The organism is Bifidobacterium sp. H6bp9 (assembly GCF_032193695.1).
In the GTDB taxonomy this organism is placed as follows: Bacteria; Actinomycetota; Actinomycetes; order Actinomycetales; family Bifidobacteriaceae; genus Bombiscardovia; species Bombiscardovia kimbladii.
Genome location: NZ_JASTZY010000001.1, coordinates 634,561 through 650,126 on the forward strand (window position 1 = coordinate 634,561; position 15,566 = coordinate 650,126).

General features: G+C 58.6%; 15 protein-coding genes and 1 tRNA gene. All 16 read right to left on the minus strand.

Annotation, left to right across the window (positions count from 1 at the left end; genetic code table 11):
- Positions 1–465, minus strand: a complete 465-nt coding sequence (locus tag QRX40_RS02650; RefSeq protein WP_313836093.1) for a PTS sugar transporter subunit IIA — start codon at positions 463–465, stop codon at positions 1–3.
- 183 nt (positions 466–648) lie between these two features.
- Complete coding sequence (locus QRX40_RS02655; protein ID WP_313836095.1) at positions 649–1,383, minus strand: MIP/aquaporin family protein; 735 nt, start codon at positions 1,381–1,383, stop codon at positions 649–651.
- A 375-nt stretch (positions 1,384–1,758) separates the two neighbouring features.
- Positions 1,759–2,577, minus strand: a complete 819-nt coding sequence (locus QRX40_RS02660; RefSeq protein WP_313836096.1) for an energy-coupling factor ABC transporter ATP-binding protein — start codon at positions 2,575–2,577, stop codon at positions 1,759–1,761.
- A gap of 2 nt (positions 2,578–2,579) precedes the next feature.
- Positions 2,580–3,425 (minus strand): ABC transporter ATP-binding protein, encoded by an 846-nt coding sequence (locus QRX40_RS02665; protein WP_313836098.1) that lies wholly within the window; start codon positions 3,423–3,425, stop codon positions 2,580–2,582.
- Entirely contained in the window at positions 3,422–4,162 is a 741-nt protein-coding gene (locus QRX40_RS02670; protein ID WP_313836100.1) for an energy-coupling factor transporter transmembrane component T, read from the minus strand. The genes QRX40_RS02665 and QRX40_RS02670 overlap by 4 nt, the downstream gene beginning before the upstream one ends.
- Positions 4,159–4,764: an ECF transporter S component gene (locus QRX40_RS02675; RefSeq protein WP_313836102.1), complete on the minus strand. Its 606-nt coding sequence runs from the start codon at positions 4,762–4,764 to the stop codon at positions 4,159–4,161. Before QRX40_RS02675 ends, QRX40_RS02670 begins: the two co-directional genes overlap by 4 nt.
- A gap of 123 nt (positions 4,765–4,887) precedes the next feature.
- A complete protein-coding gene (locus tag QRX40_RS02680) occupies positions 4,888–6,294 on the minus strand; it encodes an MFS transporter (protein WP_313836103.1) in 1,407 nt (468 codons plus the stop codon).
- Positions 6,295–6,308: 14 nt separating this feature from the next.
- Positions 6,309–7,250: a nucleoside hydrolase gene (locus QRX40_RS02685; protein ID WP_154312887.1), complete on the minus strand. Its 942-nt coding sequence runs from the start codon at positions 7,248–7,250 to the stop codon at positions 6,309–6,311.
- A gap of 327 nt (positions 7,251–7,577) precedes the next feature.
- Entirely contained in the window at positions 7,578–8,630 is a 1,053-nt protein-coding gene (locus QRX40_RS02690) for a LacI family DNA-binding transcriptional regulator (protein ID WP_313836105.1), read from the minus strand.
- A gap of 302 nt (positions 8,631–8,932) precedes the next feature.
- A tRNA-Lys gene (locus QRX40_RS02695) sits at positions 8,933–9,006 on the minus strand.
- A gap of 95 nt (positions 9,007–9,101) precedes the next feature.
- A complete protein-coding gene (locus QRX40_RS02700; RefSeq protein ID WP_313836107.1) occupies positions 9,102–10,622 on the minus strand; it encodes a formate--tetrahydrofolate ligase in 1,521 nt (506 codons plus the stop codon).
- 39 nt (positions 10,623–10,661) lie between these two features.
- Positions 10,662–12,188, minus strand: a complete 1,527-nt coding sequence (locus QRX40_RS02705; RefSeq protein WP_313836109.1) for a C69 family dipeptidase — start codon at positions 12,186–12,188, stop codon at positions 10,662–10,664.
- 192 nt (positions 12,189–12,380) lie between these two features.
- Positions 12,381–12,953, minus strand: a complete 573-nt coding sequence (locus QRX40_RS02710; RefSeq protein WP_306221409.1) for a YbhB/YbcL family Raf kinase inhibitor-like protein — start codon at positions 12,951–12,953, stop codon at positions 12,381–12,383.
- A gap of 205 nt (positions 12,954–13,158) precedes the next feature.
- On the minus strand, positions 13,159–14,706 hold the full coding sequence (locus QRX40_RS02715; protein WP_144084940.1) for a PTS ascorbate transporter subunit IIC: 1,548 nt from the start codon (positions 14,704–14,706) through the stop codon (positions 13,159–13,161).
- 88 nt (positions 14,707–14,794) lie between these two features.
- Complete coding sequence (locus tag QRX40_RS02720) at positions 14,795–15,067, minus strand: PTS sugar transporter subunit IIB (RefSeq protein WP_024626949.1); 273 nt, start codon at positions 15,065–15,067, stop codon at positions 14,795–14,797.
- A gap of 42 nt (positions 15,068–15,109) precedes the next feature.
- Entirely contained in the window at positions 15,110–15,556 is a 447-nt protein-coding gene (locus tag QRX40_RS02725; protein WP_144084939.1) for a PTS sugar transporter subunit IIA, read from the minus strand.
- Between the last annotated feature and the right edge of the window lie 10 nt (positions 15,557–15,566).

Genomic DNA, 15,566 nt, shown 5'->3' on the forward strand with positions numbered 1-15,566 from the left:
TTACCTTTCTTCCTTGAGGATCGTCCTCAATTCCTCAACGTTCGCGGCCTTGCCCAGCCGTTCCTGATTGGTGCCGTCACTCAGGAAGGTCGCCAACGATTGCATCAGGCTCAAATGGCTGTTCGAGTCCTGCGCGGCCAGGCAGAAGAACGTGCTGATCGGGTGATCCTGTGAATCGGCCAGCAAAAAGGGCCTGCCGACCTTCAGCACCGACAGGGAAGTGGTCACAACGCCTGCCTCCGGCCTGGCGTGGGCCATGGCGATGCCTTGACCCAGATCAATGTAGGTGCCGCCTGGTTTGCGTATCGAAGCCTTGATGGCCTCCACATAAGAGGGCTTGGTCCTTCCCAAGTCAACCAGCGGAGCGGTGACCACATCCACTGCTTCCTCCCAATCGGCCACGCCGTCCCTGTACATGACGGTGCCTTCCGGGAAATACTCGTCCAGCAATTTGCCTCCTCGCATACAATGAAGTCCATCCGCTTCGTAGCGAACGTTCGCGGGAGGGTGGATGCCTCCCCACGGAATCTTCAACCTCGAATTCCGCAAACATTATAACAACATGACAATATGATGTCTATGCTTGCGTGTTCAGACGCCGGTTCCCGGGCCTCCGAGAAGGAGCCCGGGACCTTGGCTGTCTGTTGATCAGGAGGCGAAGAAAACCTTGAAAATCACTGCTCCGACGATGGCACCAATGATGGGCGCCACCACTGGGATCCAAGCCTCCCTCCAGCGCGAATCTCCCTTGTTGGGCACGGGCAGAATCCAGTGAAGGAAGCGCGGCACCAAATCACGTGCGGGGTTCAAACCGGGGCCGGTGGGACCGCCCAGAGAGGTGACCAGCCCCCAGACGATCAAGCCGACAACAATGGAGGCGGCAGCCAACCCCTTAGACCCCCAAGGGCCCTGCAGACAGCAGAGGGCTCCCAGGACCAACACCAGCGTGCCAAAGAACTCATTGATGAAGTAGTTGACCAACGAGCCCGAGGCGTCAGTGGTGCAGAAGGTGCCCAAGATCGGCGAAGGGTCTTTGGCCATGCGGTAGTGCGGGAAGTAGCAGGTATAGACCACCAACTGGCCCAAGGCCGCTCCGACCAGCTGCGCCAGAATATATGGCAGAACCTGGCTCCAGGGAAAGATGCCGATGACGGCTTGTCCCAGAGTCATGGCCGGGTTGATGTGGGCTCCGGATACCCCGCCAAACATGAGCACGGGAAACATGACTCCGAAGCCATACCCCATGGCAATAGTGAGCCAGCCGGAATGGCGGCCCTTGGTGCCTTCCAGATCCACGTCGGCGACCGCGCCGTTCCCGAAGATCATCAATATGGCGGTGCCGACACATTCAGCGGCCAACTTGGTCATGAGCGAATATTCCATTCAATCCTTCACCCCTCTCTCGATGCCGCCGTGGCACCCCTTTCCCCAACCGGTCATATAAGGGCCAAGGCATGAGCATCATTCAATAAAAACAGGTGATGGCACTAGGCCGAGAAGCGCTTATGATCTCCGTTGATTCAAGTGATTCAGTGAAATCCGATAAAGCGCCAGCCCCAACCGCGTGTCACCATCAACACGACTGCACTTCAGCCGGCATAAATATTCTATGCCAGCCACTGCTGATTATGACGCATTGAAAATCCCATGGAGTGCACTACCTCTAGGGGAAACGAGCAGAGCCCCCCCCCCACTCAACCAGGCACATAGACTTCATAAAACGCTGGAACCTTATCCAGTGGGGGGGGGGGGGCAGTGTCACTGATTTGTCAGTAATGATGTCTGGGGCAGGGCCGCCATGAAATCCTCAGAGGTGAGCACGTTGTGGAAGCCCCAGGCCTGGGCCAACTGCGCCAGATAGGGACGGGCCAGATGAGCCTGTTCAAGCAGATCATCATCCCTGAAGATCCGAGCGATGGGCCCATCCATGAGGATCTGTCTGTCGGCCATGACAATGCCCCGCTGGAAATGACGAGTGACGAACTCCATGTCATGACTGATGGTGATGACCGTCTTGCCCATTGCCGTCACCTGCTGGATTATCCCTGCCAGCAGGTCCGTAGCGGCCCTGTCCTGACCAGCGGTAGGCTCGTCCAGAATCAGCACCTGAGGGTCCATGACCAAAGCCGAGGCTATGGTGACGAACTTGCGCTGCGAAAAGGGAAGGTCATAGGGATGAGAATCCAAGCTGTCATCTAAACCGCAGACTTCAGCGGCCCAGGCGACCCGCCCCCCGATACGGTCCCAGGCAACACGCTTTTTCACCAGACCATAGGCTATTTCCCGACGGATGCTGTCTTGGAAGATCTGATCATCCGGATTCTGAAAGACATAGCCGACCTTGGCTGCCACATGGGCGGCATCCTCTTGATCGGTTGCGGTCCCGTCCACCATGACGCGACCATGAGTGGGCTTGAGCAGTCCGTTCATGAGCTTGACCATGGTGGTCTTTCCGGCCCCGTTGCGACCGATGATGGCAACAGCTTCCCCAAGTTCGCAGGACAGGCTGACCTCCCGCAGAGCCTGATATCCGTTTGGATAGGTATATCCGACCCTGTCCAACTCAAGATAGGCCATCTTCAGGCCCCTTTCCGTCCGTAACATTTTATGGCATCCTCAACCGAGAGCGGCACGGGATCATTCAACCCCAGCTTCTGGTTGCGTTCCAGGAAGAAGCGGGTGACCTCGGGCAACTGACCGCCGTGATCCAAGACCTGCGGATCGGTGAGCACACGACGCGCCGGCCCACTCATGGCCACCCCGCCATCTTCCATGAGGATGACCAGGTCACTGTAACGGGCCACCAGATCGATCTTGTGCTCAACCAGGATGACGGTCTTGCCCTGGCGCTTGAGCAGAGCGATGATGTTGAATACATCCTCGGTGCTCTGCGGATCCAGCTGAGAGGTCGGTTCATCCAAAACGACAATGGGTGGGTCCGTCACCAGCACCGCGGCAATGGCCACTCGCTGCCGTTGCCCTCCGGAAAGCTCCAGAGGATTGGCATCGGCGATGTCGTCCAGGTGAAGCAGATCAATCATGGCATCCACGCGCGCGGCCATCGCCTCCCTCTCTATGCCGAGGTTCTCCAGCGCATAGGCGATCTCCTCCCGCACATTGTCTTTGACACCGGACATCTGCGTAAAAGGGTTCTGAAAGGAGTAGCCGACGGTTTCGGTCAGTTCCGCGTCATCGTATTGCTCCACAGGCCTTCCGGCCAGCTGAACCTGACCCGTCGGCTCTCCCCGGTAAAAGCGCGGTATGAAGCCGCGGATCAGATTGCAGATAGTGGTCTTCCCCGACCCATTGGCACCCAGAAGCGCGCAGACCTGCCCCTGCTCCACCTGGAAGGAGACATCATGCACGGCATCCTCATAGCCCAGAGGATAACGGTATCCCACATGTTCCAGACTGATGACACTCATTTCCAGATCCTCCAGACGATGAACAGAATCAACACCAGCAGGCAGATCACCTGAATCCCCCGATCGATCGTGTGCTTGTCGAGGCGATAAAGGGAGGTCTTGGGAACAGGCGCCAGAAAGGCCCGTGACTGCAATGCCAGAGCGTGTTCCTCGGTCTGCTGAATTAGGGAGAAAATCAATGGTCCCAACATGGGCACGAAGGACTTCACGCGTGCCCAGGCGTTGCCCTCGGTCTCGATGCCGCGGGATTTCTGCGCATCCATAATGGTCCTGGAACGATTGATCACCTGAGGAACCATGCCAATGGTCGACATGATCACAAAGGTAACCTTCTTGGGCAAATGCGCTTGTTCCATGGCGTAGACCATGTCCTTGGGCGTGGTCACCTGGAAGTACCACATGATGGCCGAAGCGCTGGATACGATTCTGGAAGTGATTCCCAGGCTCTTGTCCAGACCGGTAGGAGACAAAGCAATGAACGCCCAGATATGCGCGCTGTCTGGATAGCGGACAATGAAGACCTGCACCAGGAAGATCACCAGGACGACCGTACCGACGGACGAGAGAAAGGCCTTGAAGAACCTCATGCCGTTACCGGCCATGATTGCCAGCAGCAGAAAGACTGGGAACATGGCATATTGCAGAATGTACCCAGGGGTGAAGATGCCGACAATGATGGCAAGCAGCACCATGGCTGCCTTGGAGGAGGGATACAGTCGATCTATGAAACCAGTCATGATGCCGTGGCGACCTTCCTGACATAAGGGGATCCGTAATTGAACTTGATCAGGAACCTGTCGGGCAACTTGCGCAGGATCACCCAACTGACCGAAACATCGATGGCTGTAGAGGCCACTGCGGTGAAGATGCTGGTCGAAAAAACCGACTTGATCAGGCTAGTCCCCGTCACCAGCAAGGCTGCCGTCAGCAGATCGCTACCGGCGCCAGTAACTCCGCCAAAAACAGCTATGGTGACCGGCGCCTTAACCACGGCCGCCGCCATGCTGATCACGAAGCAGGCGGCCACTGCGCCGATGATGTTCGTATACCACCGCCAGCGGGAGAGCAGTCCGGCCACAAACCCTGTAGTCATGGCAACCAAAGCATAGGGGAAGGCCACAGGATTGAGCATGCCGTTGATTACATTGCCCATGAGTCCCGTCACCAAGCCCACCCAGGGCCCGCCGAGCATTGACACAAAGAGAGTGCCTATCTGATCGATGAAGATAGGGAATTTCAGAATCGAGGACAGCTGATAACCCACCACGTTGACCGAAACGCCTACTGGTATGAGCAGGAGGGCCAGCAGCGAGAAGTCATATCGCAAACCACGTTTCATCATGGTTCCTTCCCGCGCTAAGAGATACACTCCCAGCGCTACGGGTCCATGCCAGGTTCCCCACCAGTCCAAAGGACAGCAGGGAACCAGTCATGGAATGCCGATGAATTCGCAATATTCTCGTCAGGCCTGCTGCTTGTCCTCTTCCACGTTCTTGAAGACGAAGTAGTAGGACACCATGCCTATGACAATGACCACCGCAAAGATGAAGCAGACATTGGAATAGATGAATGATTTATCTGTGTGGCCCATGGTCGGCACCAACCGCTTGCCTAGGGCAGACCCGGAAATGAGCACACCTGAGGCGGCGATCATAGCCGTAAGCACCAGTCGCTTTAGCAGATTGTTGACCGCCATACCACGTCCGACTACCTCATTGGGTAACGCATTGGGCAGGATTGAATTGTAGGCAGGATAAATGATGGTGTACCCAACACCGAAGAGCACCAACGCCACCCACATAAAGGCGATATTGCCACCCATGAAGAAACCGAACATTAGCTGCGAGAGCAGAATAACCGCGCACCCGATCTGGAAGCCTTTCTTGGCACCCACTTTATTGGTGATAAAACCTGAGGACATGCCTGACAAGAAGGCACAGATATTAGCCGGCAGATACATCATGCCGACTGTGGCGCTGCTGACATCATAATTGGCCTGCATCAGGAACGGGAAGACGAAGAAGAAAGCCGACTGCGTCCCATAGACGATGGCACCCACCAAAGAACCCGTTACCAGCTTGGGCACCTTGAACAGCGCAATATCAATAATGGGATTGGAAACGAGTTTCGAGCAAATCACGTAAACAACCACACCCAGCACGGCCATTCCCCACCATAGAAGAGTGTTCTTGTTAATGGCCAGCAAGATCAATGCGAACGCTGCAGAGAAAACAATGACCGATGGAATATTGATTCGCTGAGATGTATGTCCCTCATCAGCTTTGGCTGTGTCAGGCAAATATTTGCGCAAAGCAGGAAGTGCGACCAGCACCAGAACAGGGATGATCATCGTAACCTGCCAAGACATGTACTTGCTGATCATGCCGCCAAACACAGCGCCTAGAGCGGCTGAGAGCTGGAACATGGCTGTATTGAAGCCTAGATACTTCGCTTGTTTATCAGCAGACAGATACTTGCGCACAAAAACCACGAAGCAGCCCGGTATAACCGCTGCACCCATTACTTGGATGGACCTGGCGACGATAATCAGCCAGAAGGAGAACTGCAAGGCCACCATCAACAGAGACCCCAAGCCGAACATCACAGTTCCAAAAGTAAATAATTTCCGAGGTGACACATCATCTGACAGAGTCGAGTAAATTGCTCCTCCGACCCCGAAAACCAACGAGGCGATAGTCGTCAACCAACCTACCTGAGCTGGCGTCAGCGCAAAAGTTTTGGCGATATCAGGCGACACGATCCCAAACATCTGATCGCTGAACACCTGCATGAAGCAGAGAAAAATCATAAAAGGCATCGCCTTGAGAATCAGCGACTCCTCACGCTGCTCTTGAGTTGTCTCATTCATTGCATTCCCTCTACTCACTGCAGGGCCGCGTTGACGTGGCCATAGAAATCCTTCATGAACCGGTCGGCATCGACCAGCAGTGCGACTTTGGTCGTCGGTTTTTCCGCGACCTTGTCGAGATTTTCAATAGTGTTCCCAGTCGCCTCGCCGGTTGTGGTCACAGTCATATTCATGGGAATTGTGGTGACCAGACTCGGATCAATGGCCACGCCGACGGCCAGGGGATCATGCAATGCACATCCAGCCAGATACGGGTGATACTTCTTATACTCAGCTAGGTAGAACTCAACAGCCGTGCTCAGCACATGCGCCATGGGCGTATCGTAACCTTGCCAGACTTCCAGATTTTCCTTGGTCAGCAGAGTCTTCCTAGTGACATCCAAACCAACCATGGTGAGGTTTACACCAGACTCCAGCACGATTTTAGAAGCCTCCGGATCGGCCTTGGCGTTAGCCTCCCCATATGGGCCGCTGTTACCGGGCGTAATAGCCGCACCCGCCATACTCACTAATGTAAAAGTTGGTATGGTGCCTTCGGGAAAGCGCATGAGCACCTTGGCCATATCAGTCATGGGACCTGTGGTGATAATCTGCAGATCATCACCATACTGTTTGATGCTGTTGATGATGAAGTCTATGGATTCTTCGGGCTGGGCGTCACCACTGATGTCGGGCAGATTTTGATTACCCAGACCATCCATGCCATGAAACATGCCGTTGTATTCACGGGTACGGCTCAAGGGCTTCTCACTACCCATATAGACTGGGATGTCTTCTCGACCCATCATGTTCACAATGTGCTTGGTGTTGGAGTAGGTCTTGGGGACAGTAGCCATGCCGTAGGAGGCACAGATCCCGATCAGGTCAAGATCCTCGTGAGACAGAGCATAGCAAAGTGCGAGGGCATCGTCCACGCCCGTGTCAACGCATAGAATTGATTTCTTCCGGCTCTCCATTGATTTCCTCGTTTCCGTTCCTCTCGGAACTCCCGTCAACCGGAATCAGACGAGCTGTCACGCGACATTCTCGTCAGCATCGAATCCCGCATCAGCGGTCATCCACCGCTCGGTCGCCGTGACCGTGAGGTTGATGGCCGGCATTACTCTCCCCCGCAATTCCACGGAAAGTCGACGCTTCATCATCATCCGGTGTACAGCGTTCACGCCATTGGTTTAACGTTTTATCGCTGTCGTATGATTACGATAAAACGTTAAATCATCGCTGTCAACAGAGGCGTGTCAATACCAGATTTGCAATATCAGGTATGGTATGTGATCTTGCTGTCAGTCACGATGCAGCGGGCCGACCGAATCCCTGGCAATGAAGATGGTCGGAATAGCGACCATGTGCCGCTCCCTGCTGTCATTGGCCTCTTGTGGCGAAGCGGCCTTCCCGTCGTCAGCAGCTTCCTCGCGGGCCCCGATCAGCTCCAGCACTTCCCGAACACCTCGGCGACCCATCTCCTGAGCCTGTTGGGATATGACCGACACCTGCGGGGTCATAAGCCGAAAGACCTCGATGTCATCAAAGGAAACCACCGAGATGTCCACGCCAATGACGAGCTGACGCTTCTGCATCAACCCGATCATGGTGATGGCGTCCGGCGAGTAGCCGAAGATGACAGCCGTGACCTGGTGGGCCATCAGCACATCCAGCCCCGCCACACGCGAGTCATACTCCCCCTGGCAATCCACGACCGGGCAGTCACAATCCGGCATCATCTCGGCAGTCAGCTCACGGAAGGCGCTCTCCCGCTCATAGAGGGTGGTCGAAGCCAGCGAGCAATGCGAGACGAATCCGACGCGTCGATGACCTTTCTGAAAAAGGGCCTGCAGGGCCTGACGTATACCCTGGCTGGGGTCCGAAACGATGTAAGGCACCGAAGCCAGACCTGGCACCCGTCGATCCACGAAGACCAGGGGCAGCCCCCACCTGACTACATCCTCGATGCCATGGGTGGGCACCCCCTTGGGCACAACGATGGCCCCATCGATCCGCTGGCCCATGATGTTGCGCAAAAAAGAGTCCTGTCGCGCCGAATCCTCGCCGAAAGAACCAATCAGCGTCGAAATGCCGCGGGCATAGAGCTCCTCCTCCATGGAGGCAACCATGTCGGCGAAATAGGCGTTACGCAAGTCAGGCACCAACAGCCCCACCGTCTTGACCGGATCAGAGCGCATGGCTCGGGCCCGGGAGTCGGGCACGTAACCCATGGACTTGACCATACTCAGCACAAACTCTCTGGTCTTGCTTGAAAAGCGGCCTTTGCCGTGCAGGATCTGCGAGACAGTGGTAGGCGATACCCCCGCCCGCTCGGCCACATCGCGAATGGTCACATACGTCAACGCCAGCCCCCTTATGCCTGCCCAAGAGAGCAGGCTCCCTGCTCTTCTGCCATCATCAAGATACCTCACGACCACCGCCGCGTAGGTGAAGGGCGGCAGACAGGCAACGTGAGGAACACGCCAGCCGATTAATCAACAGACCTCAAAGCGTCCCGCTTCGGCAAGGTCTCATCTTAGGTCGAGAGTGCCAGAATTCCCCTGCTGCAATTTAGTATACATTTTGGAGCTTGCGGGCCTTGGTTCGAATAAAGGAAAAGCCCAGCAATCGTTGCGATTGCTGGGCTTCGACTCTGTGCCCCCACGGGGGCTCGAACCCCGGACACGCTGATTAAGAGTCAGCTGCTCTAGCCAACTGAGCTATAGGGGCAGGGCACTTTCAAGAGCCAAGTAGATACTATACACGGTTTCTGCGGACCCGCAACACGGCGCGTCACAGGTCTGCAGAATCCATGCATGGCCCGCTCAGACGATCTTGGGCATGGGCGTGGTCAGGGAGGTGGTCAGGTTCACCTGCAGGAGACCGGCCCCCGTATGGGCCTCAACCTTCTTCAGAGTGACTGTGCGCTTGTCCTGGTCAGCCCAGTCATCGTCGGTCATGGTGGCCGGCGACTTGACCGCCACCACCACCAAATCCTCGAGAGAGATGCCTGCCTTGTTGCAGAGGTCGGAAGCCGCCTGGAGACTGTCCTGGAAGCCCTCACGCTCAATAACCCGATCAGCCGGCACCCCGTAGGCGCTCTGGGCGATCCAGCGAATCCGATCCGGCACGGACATATCACGCAGGCTGGCTGTATCCGCCTGGGCCTTCGCAGGCTCCTGCAGGGCCTTGATCAGATCGTCCAGCTGAGGCTCAAGGGCCTTGCCTCCGTCACGGAAGAGGTTGCCCGCGATGGGCCTGCGGAAGCCCAGACCGTCGGCGGTCTCCCGCAGGGAATCCACCTGGTCGTCCTCGCCCTCCCAAAGGTTGATCAGCGGGAAGGTGGGGATGCCCAGTCCCTCCAGACGATGCACGTGGAAGGGATAGCGCCAGCTCAGCTTGGGATCGTCCCGCCAGGTGGTGGCGCGGGTGACGACCACTGCGGCGGCAGGCCACTGGGCCCCATACTCACGGGCGGCGATGTCCAGCCACTTCTGGGCACCGGCATCAGCTCCATAGCCCGCCTCGACGACGACCACGTCGTGCCGGGCGCAGGCCATTTCCACGGACACCAGGCTAGGGATGCCGATGGAGACGTTGGCGAAAGGTCCGCCATGCACATAGACCGGTGAACCCTCCAGGGTCTGAGTGAAGGCAGGCTTGACCGCATCGGTCAGAATGCCGGTGATCCGCCACAGGTCCACAAACTCACCAAAGGTGACCGGGCGACCGCCCAGGGTCCCCGCGACCATGGCTGCCACACGCCGTTCGATCTCCTCCATGCTCCGGGAGAGCACGACGATCTGCATGAGCTCACAGGTTGGCGTCAGCACGGTCCGCTCGGGCAGATCGCCCTTGCCTCGGTCCACGGTGATCTGCCGCAAGGACCGTGAAGGCACCTCGCTGACCCGGGGCACCAGGACGGTGTCCAGCCGGCCCTCGTCCACAGCCTTCTCAGCAAAGGAGACCAACAGGTTCTGCGCGGATTCGATAGCCGCCATCTCCCCGCACAAACCCCAGTCCACCAGCTCAGGATGCGTCAGCGAAGACTTGCCGCCACCGGAGGCGCCGCCCTTGGACCCGGCTGCGGTAATGCCCATGCTGGGTTGACGCAGGACAGCTGCGGCATCCACTCCCTGGGCGCGCAAGGCGTCAATCAGGGCGATGGTGGTCGTGGTCTTGCCCTCCCCTCGCGAAGCCTTGAGCGGGGTGTCGGCGGTCACCAACAGCACTCGGCCCTGCTTGCGCGGCATATCCGGATGCTCCCTCAGATCCTTCAAATAGCCGAAGGCATCGATCTTGTCAAACAAGCCGTATGGCCTGACATAATCATCGAAACCCCTCATGAGGCTCTCCTCCTTAATGGTTTTTGCAAATCGGATGGCTCAGTTGTCGGACAGGTGGTAGCCGTTGCGCATGCCCATGCTGACGGTATACAGCACCTGGCCAAGCAGGTCATCGGTTTCCTTGCGCAGACGGTCGGCCATGTCCTGGTTGGCGGCCTCCAGCACCTGGCGCACCTCGGCGTTGTCGGTGCCCTGGTCGGCGCCCTCCAGCCGTGCCACCTGCTCGTCAGCGGCGGCGATCAGCCGGTGGCCCTCGCCTCCTACGTTCTGCTGGTAACGCTCGACAGCCGCCGAGGTGCCTGCGAATTCGGAATCGCACAGGGCGGCGATCAGCCGGTCGGACCAGTAGAGGCTGTCAGTGGAGACCCGGTCAGTGGCGTTGGCCAGATAGTCGGGCGTCCGATCCACATTGGCATAGAAGGGAACCAAGGCATTGAAGGCGTTGGATCCGTAGGACATCCATTGGATGGCCCGGCAGGATTCAGGCCGGTAGGGGCGCAGCTGGATCAGGGCCAGCTGGTCGTTGCGGTTGATGCCGATGGGCCGGTAGAGCCCTTTGGTGTGCTCGTCGCCGGTCCGCCCATAGGGATCGTAGGGCGTGCCCTGGTAGTGGGAGCTGAGCAGATACTTGACATCCTCCACAGTAATCAGACGCTCGGGCTGGCGGCACCAAGGGATGTTGTCACTGGTGGGGGCATGATCGGCATCCGGTCCGTCCCAGATCTCGTCATAGGGGTTGAGGAAGCGCTGCATATACCAGGCCCGGGGCGTGTTGTAGACATGATCCGAATCGCTATGGGACCCGAAGGCATCGCGCGGATTGAAGGGTGAGGCCGACTCCACGGCAAGATTCAGGTGGTTGTCGGCGATGAACTCCCGCAGGTCGGCCGAGCAAAGGTGATCGGTCTGTTCCCCGAAGGCGTCGTCCAGATCGAACTCGTCAATGCCCAGCTGGTTGGGCATGGTCACATAAGAGTCATCGGGCACCCGCTTGGCGATCCAGTGATGGCCGCCTATGGTCTCCATCCACCAGATCTCGTCCACGTCGCTGAAGGCAATGCCATTCATCTCATAGGTGCCGTAGCGCTCAAGAAGGGAACCCAGCCGCAGGACGCCCTCCCGCGCCGAGCGGATATAGGGCAGGACGATGGTGACCAGGTCCTCCTCGCCGATGCCCCCGGGCACCTCGGCCAGGTAGCCTTCATCGCCCGGACGGCCCTGGGCGGGGGTGAGTTCCACCAGCGGATCGGCGCCCAGCACACGCTCGTTGGTAGTGATGGTCTCAGTGGCTGACATGGCCACGTTGGCGCTGTTGACGCCTGCTTCGGCCCATAGCCCTTGATCGAGCACAGCATTGGGCACCGAGGTGTAGCGCATGGGATCCTCGGGCAGATCCATCTCCAAGTGGCTGATCACGCTGCGGTAGTGCCGTGGCTGCTGGTCGGGAGCGACCAGGACGAAGCGCTTGGGACGGAACTCCCCGTTGGCTGAATCCTCATTTCGGGCGATGATGGTGGATCCGTCATAACTGGCGTGCTTGCCTATCAGAAGCGTGGTGCAGGGCATATAAGCGTCTTCCTTTGTCTGATTGCGGTCAACTGTCATCACCAGTCCGGATGCCGGGGAATGCCGTTCCAACCGACTGCGTGGGCAGGCAGGGATGACGGCCGTCTGCGCACTTGGGGCATGGCCTCACTCTAGTGCCAGACCGCCCCAATATCGGTCCCAATATCAGGGGATGTGCGCTAAATCAAATTCTCATGCATCGGCTGGCAGCCAAACCCGAGCTGCAGCGGCTACAGGCTGGGCGGAATGAACGGCATGGACCAGGGCGTTCAGCCAGAATCCCTCCTCCAGATTCGGCAGAGCTTCCTTCGTGGCCCAGACCGACAGCACATAGTCATGAACCTGGTCTGGAGGGGTGGGGCCGTTGTAGCGCATGAGCACGGCGGGATCGTCGGCGATCTCCTCCTCCATGACCAGCGGCGAGGCGGCCGAAGTCCGGCCCTGAGGCACACCGGGAATCAGATTGGGCAGGTTTCTGGAGAAGTCCTCGGGAATGGCCAGAACAGAGCTGTCAGCCTCATCAGGCTGCAGGGCAGCCAGAGCGCCAACAGGCAGGTTGGCCAGGGACCAGTGGATCCAGGGGAAGCCGCAGACCGGTACGGAATCAGGATCCACCAGCATCCAATGCAGGTAACGGGCCTCCTGAGGTACATCCTCAAGCCGGAAGGGGAAGGAGACTACAGGACGTCCCTTGCGCGTAAGGGACTGCGGGGCACGCTTGGCGTACCGATCGGGAATGGTGCCGAAATCTGTGATAATCCTCATGGTTCGATTCTCGCCCGCTCCAGTGACGGGGTCAAGTTCATCCGTTAAAGACGCTTGGAGCAATAAAGCCCATCGCGCTGGGTCAAAATGCAAGAGTCGCCCGTTTCCCTCCACGTAGAAAGGAAACGGGCGACTCTGAGTTGGGGCGGAGAAAGGAATCAGCAGGACCTTTCTCCTGGCGCCTGCAGGGCGCGCTTGCACATGCCTATTCGGCTTTTGCTGCCTTGGCGGCCTTGGCCTCGGCGCGGGCGGCCTTGGCGGCTGCACGAGCCTGAGCCTTGGCCTCCTTCTCTTTAGCCTCGACATCAGCGATGAACTCAGCATGCTTGGCGGCAGGCATCCATCCGGTGTTGACCACCTTGACCTGCCAGATCCAGGCCAGGGCGAAGATCACCACAGCCAGGACCACCAGGACCACGGCCCCGGCGGGGATACCCAGCTGGGCCAGCTTGCCGACCACGGTGCCGTACCAGGCGAAGTCGGCATCGCCGAAGGTGGCGTTGGACAGGCCGAAGCTGCCCAGAACCGTCATCAGGATGGCCGGCAGGAAGGTGATCAGCAGACCATTGATGAAGCCGCCGACCACGGCTCCGATGCGGCCGCCGGTCGCATTGCCGAAGACACCGGCACCGCCGCCATCGAAGAAGTGGGGCACCATGCCCGGCAGGATCAGGGCCAGACCCCAGACAGGCCCGAGCCAGACGGCGATGATGACCAGAGCCACCAGACCACCGGCGAAGGAGGCCAGGAAGCCGATAAGGGATGCGTTGGCACCGTAGGGGAAGACAATGGGGATGTCCAGTGCAGGACGGGCGCCTGGGACCACCTTGTTGGCGATGCCCTGGAAGGCGGGCACCAGCTCGCCCAGGATGATGCGGACGCCGTAGAGGATGATGCTCACGCCGATGCCGAACTGCAAGGCCTGGGCGAAGGCAGCCATGAAGAAGGCTCCCCAGTTGGCCGGGTGCGATGGGAAGACCGCGAAAGCGGCCTTGGCCGGCACCACAAAAGCGGTCCAGACAGCGAAGACCAGGTAGAGGACGACCATGAGCAGGGTGGTGGAGACCATGGAATCACGCAGGAAGCTCAGCCCCTTGGGGAAGTCGATGTCCTCGGTGGAACGCGACTTCTTGCCCACAGCACTGCCGACCGCGCCCGAGACCACGTAGCCCAAGGTGTTGAAGTGGCCGATGGACAGCTTGTCGCTGCCGGTCACCCGGTTCATGTACGGCTGGGCGAAGGCTGGCATGGCGACCATGATCACGCCCATGAGCAGGGAGCCGATCAGCACGATGAGCAGGTTGTTGCCCTTGCCGAACCCGATCGAAAGGACCAGGGCCAGCAGTGTAGACATGAAGACCATATGGTGGCCGGTCAGGAAGACATACTTGAGCGGGGTGAACCGTGCCAACAGGATCATGACGATGAAGCTGAGCACGATGATGTAGGCGGAGGCTGCGCCGAATTGGCTGGAGGCCTGGGCCACGATCACCTCGTTGGTGGGGACGACCCCGTGGGCGCCAGTGGCCTTGAAGACCAGCTTGCCGAAGGGATCCAAGGCATTGGTCACCACAGTGGCGCCCGCACCCAGAATCAGATAGCCCATGGCCGCCTTGAGAGCACCCGAGATGACCTGGCCTGCGCTCCGTTTCAGGGCGATCAGGCCGATGGCCGCCACAATGCCGATCAGGTAGGCGGGCACATTCAGAATCTCCTGGCTGATGAAGTTCAGCACCGCAAGGAAGACATTCATTATTTGTCCTTAACTATTCTCTCTTGTTCTCAACTCGAAAGAGCGGGCGTCCCATCAGCCTGGCGATGATGAATGCCCGCCGGGGGCATCAGTCGGCGTACTGCTCCAGGATGCCCTTGATCTCGTCCTTGTCCATGAAGTTCTGGACGGTCTCGACCGGGGTGGTGGTCCCCTCCAGCTCGGGCGCCAGCTGAGGCGAGGTCAACACCAGGTCGTTCATGTTAGCTGTGCCCTTGGCGCTGCCCGCGTCAGAAGTGGTCACGGTCACATCCATGCCCAGCTCCGATGCCACCTGCTCGACGTTGACCTTGAGCAGGACCGATGTGCCGATGCCGTTGCCGCATACGCAGAGAATATCCATGAGTTGCTCCTTTGTTCCTTGTTTGCTTTTACTGCTTCTTGTTCACGATTGAAGAATGGCGCGGACCTCGTCAGGGGTGCCGGCCTTGGCCAGCTGCTCGGTCTTCTTCGCGTCGGTCAGAGCACCGGCGATGGCGGACATCACCTGCAGGTGCTCCTGCTCATCCCGTCCGGCCAGACCGATCACCAGGGAGACCGGATCATTGGCCTTGTTGCCGAACTCGACAGGCGTGGACAGCCTTACCCAGCTCAGGCCGGTTCCCAGTACCGCCTCGCTAGGGCGGGAATGGGCCAGAGCCAGACCTGGGGCGATGACAATGTAGGGACCCATCTTCTCGACGGTCTCGATCATCTGGTCCGTGTAGGCATCGGTGGTGAACCCGGAGGCCACCAGCCTGTCGCCCGCCTTGCGTATGGCATCCCGCCAGTCAGCCGCCGGCACATCCAGGGCGAAGGATGTGTCGGGAAGGAAGGCTTGGAAATCCGTCATGTCTGCTCCT

What these genes read in the sequence shown, in the direction of transcription:
- QRX40_RS02705 (WP_313836109.1), bottom strand. Translation starts at nt 12,188, where the DNA reads ATGCCCTGCACCACGCTTCTGATAGGCAAGCACGCCAGTTATGACGGA.
- QRX40_RS02655 (WP_313836095.1), bottom strand. Translation starts at nt 1,383, where the DNA reads ATGGAATATTCGCTCATGACCAAGTTGGCCGCTGAATGTGTCGGCACC.
- QRX40_RS02665 (WP_313836098.1), bottom strand. Translation starts at nt 3,425, where the DNA reads ATGAGTGTCATCAGTCTGGAACATGTGGGATACCGTTATCCTCTGGGC.
- QRX40_RS02710 (WP_306221409.1), bottom strand. Translation starts at nt 12,953, where the DNA reads ATGAGGATTATCACAGATTTCGGCACCATTCCCGATCGGTACGCCAAG.
- QRX40_RS02725 (WP_144084939.1), bottom strand. Translation starts at nt 15,556, where the DNA reads ATGACGGATTTCCAAGCCTTCCTTCCCGACACATCCTTCGCCCTGGAT.
- QRX40_RS02670 (WP_313836100.1), bottom strand. Translation starts at nt 4,162, where the DNA reads ATGACTGGTTTCATAGATCGACTGTATCCCTCCTCCAAGGCAGCCATG.
- QRX40_RS02660 (WP_313836096.1), bottom strand. Translation starts at nt 2,577, where the DNA reads ATGGCCTATCTTGAGTTGGACAGGGTCGGATATACCTATCCAAACGGA.
- QRX40_RS02715 (WP_144084940.1), bottom strand. Translation starts at nt 14,706, where the DNA reads ATGAATGTCTTCCTTGCGGTGCTGAACTTCATCAGCCAGGAGATTCTG.
- QRX40_RS02700 (WP_313836107.1), bottom strand. Translation starts at nt 10,622, where the DNA reads ATGAGGGGTTTCGATGATTATGTCAGGCCATACGGCTTGTTTGACAAG.
- QRX40_RS02680 (WP_313836103.1), bottom strand. Translation starts at nt 6,294, where the DNA reads ATGAATGAGACAACTCAAGAGCAGCGTGAGGAGTCGCTGATTCTCAAG.
- QRX40_RS02675 (WP_313836102.1), bottom strand. Translation starts at nt 4,764, where the DNA reads ATGAAACGTGGTTTGCGATATGACTTCTCGCTGCTGGCCCTCCTGCTC.
- QRX40_RS02650 (WP_313836093.1), bottom strand. Translation starts at nt 465, where the DNA reads ATGCGAGGAGGCAAATTGCTGGACGAGTATTTCCCGGAAGGCACCGTC.
- QRX40_RS02720 (WP_024626949.1), bottom strand. Translation starts at nt 15,067, where the DNA reads ATGGATATTCTCTGCGTATGCGGCAACGGCATCGGCACATCGGTCCTG.
- QRX40_RS02685 (WP_154312887.1), bottom strand. Translation starts at nt 7,250, where the DNA reads ATGGAGAGCCGGAAGAAATCAATTCTATGCGTTGACACGGGCGTGGAC.